Annotated in this window: 2 rRNA genes; both read left to right on the forward strand. The window is 50.5% G+C overall.

Annotated features, from left to right (window positions below):
- Positions 1 to 169: ribosomal RNA gene (locus tag ACPYOJ_RS34970) — 23S ribosomal RNA — on the forward strand; the annotation flags it as partial.
- 63 nt (positions 170 to 232) lie between these two features.
- Positions 233 to 319, forward strand: a 5S ribosomal RNA gene (rrf, locus tag ACPYOJ_RS34975); the annotation flags it as partial.

The following is a 319-nucleotide window of genomic DNA, read 5'->3' on the forward strand; positions in this document are numbered from 1 at the left end:
AGATAAGTGCTGAAAGCATCTAAGCACGAAACTTGCCCCGAGATGAGTTCTCCCTGAGACTTTAAGTCTCCTGAAGGAACGTTGAAGACTACGACGTTGATAGGTCGGGTGTGTAAGCGCAGCGATGCGTTGAGCTAACCGATACTAATGAACCGTGAGGCTTAACCTTACAACGCCGAAGATGTTTTGGCGATGAGAGACGATTTTCAGCTGATACAGATAACAGAATTTGCCTGGCGGCTTTAGCGCGGTGGTCCCACCTGACCCCATGCCAAACTCAGAAGTGAAACGCCGTAGCGCCGATGGTAGTGTGGGGTCT

The organism is Rhizobium sp. SVR5-9E, from assembly GCF_056755095.1.